At 76.0% G+C, this 4,560-nt stretch carries 6 protein-coding genes; 3 read left to right on the top strand and 3 right to left on the bottom strand.

The annotated features are described in order from the left end of the window. From E1300_RS47755 to E1300_RS47745, 3 genes are all read left to right on the top strand, one after another. The coding region (locus E1300_RS47755; RefSeq protein ID WP_165503330.1) for a glycosyltransferase family 9 protein at positions 1 to 272 on the top strand (272 nt) is incomplete at its 5' end. Positions 273 to 281: 9 nt separating this feature from the next. Further along, positions 282 to 1,238, top strand: a complete 957-nt coding sequence (locus E1300_RS47750) for an NAD-dependent epimerase/dehydratase family protein (RefSeq protein ID WP_207400420.1) — start codon at positions 282 to 284, stop codon at positions 1,236 to 1,238. 99 nt (positions 1,239 to 1,337) lie between these two features. Then, positions 1,338 to 2,162, top strand: a complete 825-nt coding sequence (locus E1300_RS47745) for a Rho termination factor N-terminal domain-containing protein (protein WP_131763870.1) — start codon at positions 1,338 to 1,340, stop codon at positions 2,160 to 2,162. A 99-nt stretch (positions 2,163 to 2,261) separates the two neighbouring features. Here E1300_RS47745 and E1300_RS47740 read toward each other — a convergent pair whose 3' ends face one another. The 3 genes from E1300_RS47740 to E1300_RS47730 form a co-directional block, all read right to left on the bottom strand. Further along, a complete protein-coding gene (locus E1300_RS47740) occupies positions 2,262 to 3,170 on the bottom strand; it encodes a polysaccharide pyruvyl transferase family protein (RefSeq protein ID WP_207400419.1) in 909 nt (302 codons plus the stop codon). A 333-nt stretch (positions 3,171 to 3,503) separates the two neighbouring features. Continuing rightward, positions 3,504 to 3,866, bottom strand: coding sequence for a fluoride efflux transporter FluC (locus E1300_RS47735; RefSeq protein WP_131763869.1), 363 nt, complete (start codon positions 3,864 to 3,866; stop codon positions 3,504 to 3,506). Continuing rightward, the gene (locus E1300_RS47730; RefSeq protein ID WP_242619872.1) at positions 3,863 to 4,357 is read right to left on the bottom strand and encodes a fluoride efflux transporter FluC; all 495 of its coding nucleotides are present in this window, start codon (positions 4,355 to 4,357) and stop codon (positions 3,863 to 3,865) included. The genes E1300_RS47735 and E1300_RS47730 overlap by 4 nt, the downstream gene beginning before the upstream one ends. Positions 4,358 to 4,560: the final 203 nt, after the last annotated feature.

The raw sequence follows: 4,560 nt of genomic DNA, 5'->3' as shown, positions 1-4,560 counted from the left end.
AACTCGCCGCGCTGGTCGCGGGCGCCCGGCTGGTCGTGTGCGGCGACACCGGGCTCGCGCACCTCGCCACCGCGTACCGCACGCCGTCGGTACTGCTGTTCGGCCCGACGCCGCCCGCCCGCTGGGGGCCGCCGGACCGGGCCCAGCACCGGGTCCTGTGGGCGGGGCGGCGGGGCGACCCGCACGGCCCCGAGCCCCACCGCGGCCTGCTCGAAATCTCCGCCGACCAGGCCGTCGAGGCCGCCGGACGCGCACTCCACCCAACGTTCTAGGGGACCATGATGAGACATCCACGCGCCGTCGTCACCGGAGGCTCCGGCTTCCTCGGCTCGCACCTGTGCGAGGCGCTGCTCGCCCGCGGCATCGCGGTGCTGTGCCTGGACAACCTGCTGACCGGGACGTCCCGCAACATCGCCCACCTCACCGGCCGCGGCGACTTCCACTTCCTGCGGCGCGACCTCACCGAGCCCGTGCACGTCCCCGGCGACGTGGGCTACGTCTTCCACCTGGCCTCGGCGGCGTCGCCCGCCGACTACCTGCGGTACCCGATCCAGACCCTCGAAGTCGGCAGCTCCGGCACCCGCAACGCACTGGACCTCGCCGAGGAGAAGGGCGCCCGGTTCGTCCTCGCCTCCACCTCCGAGGTGTACGGCGACCCGCTGGTGCACCCGCAGCCCGAGACGTACTGGGGCAACGTGAACCCGGTCGGGCCGCGCAGCGTGTACGACGAGGCGAAGCGGTTCGGCGAGGCGCTGACCTCGGCGTTCCGGCACTCCCGCGGGCTGGACGCCGCGATCGTGCGGATCTTCAACACCTACGGGCCGCGGATGCGCCCCGACGACGGCCGGGCGATCCCGACGTTCGTCCGGCAGGCGCTGACCGGCGACGACCTCACGGTGACCGGCGACGGCACGCAGACCCGCTCGATCTGCCACGTGGACGACACCGTGCGGGGCATCGTCGCGCTCGCGACGTCCGACCATCCCGGGCCCGTGAACATCGGCAGCCCGTACGAGGTGACGATGTCCGACCTCGCCCGGACGATCGTCGACCTGACCGGCTCGGCGTCCCGGATCCGGTTCATCGAGCGGCCGGTGGACGACCCCCGCGTGCGGCGCCCGGACACGGCGCTGGCCCGCGAGGTCCTCGGCTGGAGCCCGCGGATCACGATCGGGGAGGGCCTGCGCGACACCATCGAATGGTTCTCCCGCGAGCTCGCCCTGGCGCGCCCGGCTTGATCGCCGCCGCCCGATCCGCTACGGTCCGAGCCCTCGATTGGACGGCATGCCGCCGGGTAAAGCGATCGGGACGACGAGTTCAAGCGAAGGGAGATACCCATGCCGGGCCGCGAGGACGACCCCTCGGCACTCCGCCGCTCCCCGGAGGAGGCCCAGGGCCCGGCCGGGCAGGACGAGGAGGGCGAGGGCGCGAAGCGCGGCGCCTTCGGCGCCCTGAAGAGCCGCATCGGAAAGATCGCGAGCCGGCTGCGTCGCGGCTCGGGCGACCGCGACGGCGTTGCGGACGAGACGCCCGGCTCCACGGACGACGCCGCCGCGGAGGAGACGCCGGACACCCCGGACGAGAAGCCGGACACTGCGGACAAGGCCCCCGAGGCGACGGACGAGGAGCCGGAGGCCGCGGAGGAGGAGCCGGAGACCCCGGAGCACGAGCCGAAGCCCGTCGGCGAGGCGCCGCAGGCCGCGAAGGAAGGGCCCCAGGCCCCCGCGAAGGCCTCGCAGGAACAGGACGACGAGTCCAAGGCCGCCGACGAGGCCGAGGAGCCCGAGAAGGCGCCGCAGGCCGCCGAGAAGGCTCCGGGAGCCGACAAGGCGGAGAAGGCCGACGAAGCCGACAAGGACGCCGCCGAGTCTCCGAAGGCCGCCGAGGAGGAGAAGGCCCCCGAGAAGGCCTCCGAGGCCTCGGGCGAGGAGGCTCCGGACGGCGCCGCGGAGTCCGGGGCCGCCGCCGCGAAGCCGCCGAAGCCGCGCGCGGCCACGGCCGAGGCGCTGGGCCGCGTCGACGCGAGCGCCAGCAAGAAGGAGCTCTACACGATCGCCAAGGAGCTCGGCATCGAGGGCCGGTCCGCCATGAACAAGGACGAGCTGCTCAAGGCGATCAAGAAGGCCCGGCGCCGCGGCGCCGCCAAGGCCGGCGGGAGCTGACGGCCCGCGTTCCCGGGCCCGCCCGCCGCGCGGAGCGGTGGTGCCGGGGCCGCGCGGTCAGGGGTGCGAGCTCGCCGGGCGAGCCCCCTGGCCAGGGGGTCAGGGGCACAGCGCGTCCATGAGCTCGCCGATCAGGTCTTCGGCCGGGACGGGCCCGCCCGTGCGCCCGGCCGCCTCGCCCGACAGGCCCCACCGCCACCAGCGGTCCAGCTCCGCCGGGTCGAGGTAGGGCGGTCCCGCGCTCTCCGGGACGGTGACGACGGCGGGCCACCCCCAGGCTCGCGCCTGCGCCGTCACCTTCGCGCCGCCGCCCACCGGGTCCACCGCGAGCGCGGGGACGCCGTTCTTCAGCGCCAGGACGAGCCCGTGCAGGCGGGTGGTCACGACGAGGTCCAGGCGCCTGAGGGCCGACTCCAGTTCCGCCGCCGTCGTGAACAGCCGCCAGTCGTCCGGGTCGAGCCGGGTGTCGAGGGGCAGCCGGGCGCACTCGCGTCCGGCGAGCCACCCTGTCAGCTCCCGCTCGACCCCCTCGTGCAGCCGCCGCGCGCCGTACTCCCGCTGGCCCGGCGCCAGGACGATCCCGACCACCGGGACCGGCGGGCTCTCCGCGAGCGCCGAGAGGTCCCGACGCGGCACCGCCGCGGGCGTGTCGCGCGCCAGGACGGCGTGGAAGCCGGTGACCGCGGGGTCGTCCGGGTCCAGTACCGAGACGCCCACGGCGACGCGCCGGCAGGTCGCGTAGTCCCGGTGCAGCTCCTCGATCTGCGCGCCGTGCAGGGGGCCGCACGCGAACACCAGGTGGGTGTAGTCGGAGGGGTCGGTCCGGCCGAGGTGCAGCCCGTCCGGGCGGAAGACGGGGCTCCAGGCGAGGTCGCAGCCGATCCCGGCCTCGCCGAGGGCGCTCCGCACCGCCTCCATCGCCAGGACGTCCCCGGCCGTGGCCTCGCCGTGCAGGAAGCTCGGCCAGCCGGTCACCAGGACCCGCATCAGGGTGCGCGTGCGTGCCATGTGCACCTCCAGGAGGCGGCGTGCCGGTGGCTGCTACCCGCGTCCCGTGGCCCTATGTCCGGCGAGCGTGCCCGCCGTACCCGGTTTGGACGTCTCATGGGGGTTCGCGGGACGCGGCGTGGCGTTGCGGGCCGCCCCTGGCCACAGGGGCGACAGTACGGGCACCCGACGGTTTACCCGTTCGCCCGCATGGGCAGAGTCAGTAGGCGGCCCACTCGTGAGCTCAGCGCCACGTGCACTCGGGCTACGAGCCTGGGCCGCACCAAGCTTCCCCCGCGACGCCCCCGGCGCGACGCCCCTGTGCGGCGATCCCGGCGCCGGGGCGGGGGCCGTCTACGCGGTGACGGCCTCCGCGACCGCCATCCCGCAGAAGGCGGCGCCGAGGCCGGTGACGATGCTCCCGGCGGCGTACACGGCGGCGCGCGACCGGGCCCCGCCCTCGATGAGGCGGACGGTCTCGTAGCCGAAGGTCGAGTAGGTCGTCAGCGCGCCGCAGAAGCCCGTCCCGGCGAAGGCCATCGCTCCGCCGCCGGCGGGCAGGGCCGCCAGGAAGCCCAGCAGCGCCGACCCGGCGACGTTCACCGTGAACGTGCCCCAGGGGAACGCCGGACCGTGCCGCGCCCGCATCGCCCGGTCGGCGAGGTAGCGCGCCGGGGCCCCCAGCGCGGCGCCGAGCGCGACCAGCAGGACGGTCACGGGCGCTCCTCCCCCGTCCGCCGCGCGCCGCGGGCGGCCAGGCGGACAAGCGTCATGCCCGCGAACACGGCCGCCAGCGCGGCGGCGAGCGTCCCGGCGAGGTAGGCGAGGCCCGTGCGGGCGGCGCCGCCCTCCACCGCCTCCTCGATGCCGACCACGTAGGTGGAGAAGGTGGTGAAGCCGCCGAGGACCCCGACGCCGAGGAACGGCCGGACGAGCGGGTGCGCGGGCCGCACCTCGGTGATCAGCGCCATCAGCGCCCCGATCGCGAGGCACCCGGCGACGTTGATCCAGAAGATCGTCCAGGGGAACCGCCCCGGCGCGGGCGGGAAGGCCTCCGCGAGGCCGTGGCGCGCGAGCGCGCCGAGCATCCCGCCCGCCGACACCGCGGCGAGCGTGCTCCAGGGGACGGGGGTCCGCCCGCCCGCAGCGGCATCGGAGTCGGCGGCCGCGGCGTCCCCGGCGGGGCGTTCGGTCATGGGCTCGGGCATGGCGGTCTCCTACCGACAGAGCTGCTTCACCGGTAGGGACCGTTGGCGGCGGGCACCGCGGTTCACCTCGCGCGCGGGGGTTCACCTCGCGCGGAGGACGGCGGGCCCCACCGCCGCGCCCCTCCTCAGGGGCTCGGAGCAGTCTACCGACCGGCCCCGCGTCCGGCCGCTGCGGCGCCGTCAGGCCGCTGCGGCGCCGCGAC

Origin of the sequence: Actinomadura fibrosa, from assembly GCF_900659615.1 — a bacterium.
Taxonomy (GTDB): Bacteria; Actinomycetota; Actinomycetes; order Streptosporangiales; family Streptosporangiaceae; genus Spirillospora; species Spirillospora fibrosa.
The sequence above is the reverse complement of the archived record's forward strand: the minus strand, read 5'-3'. Positions and strand labels throughout refer to the sequence as shown.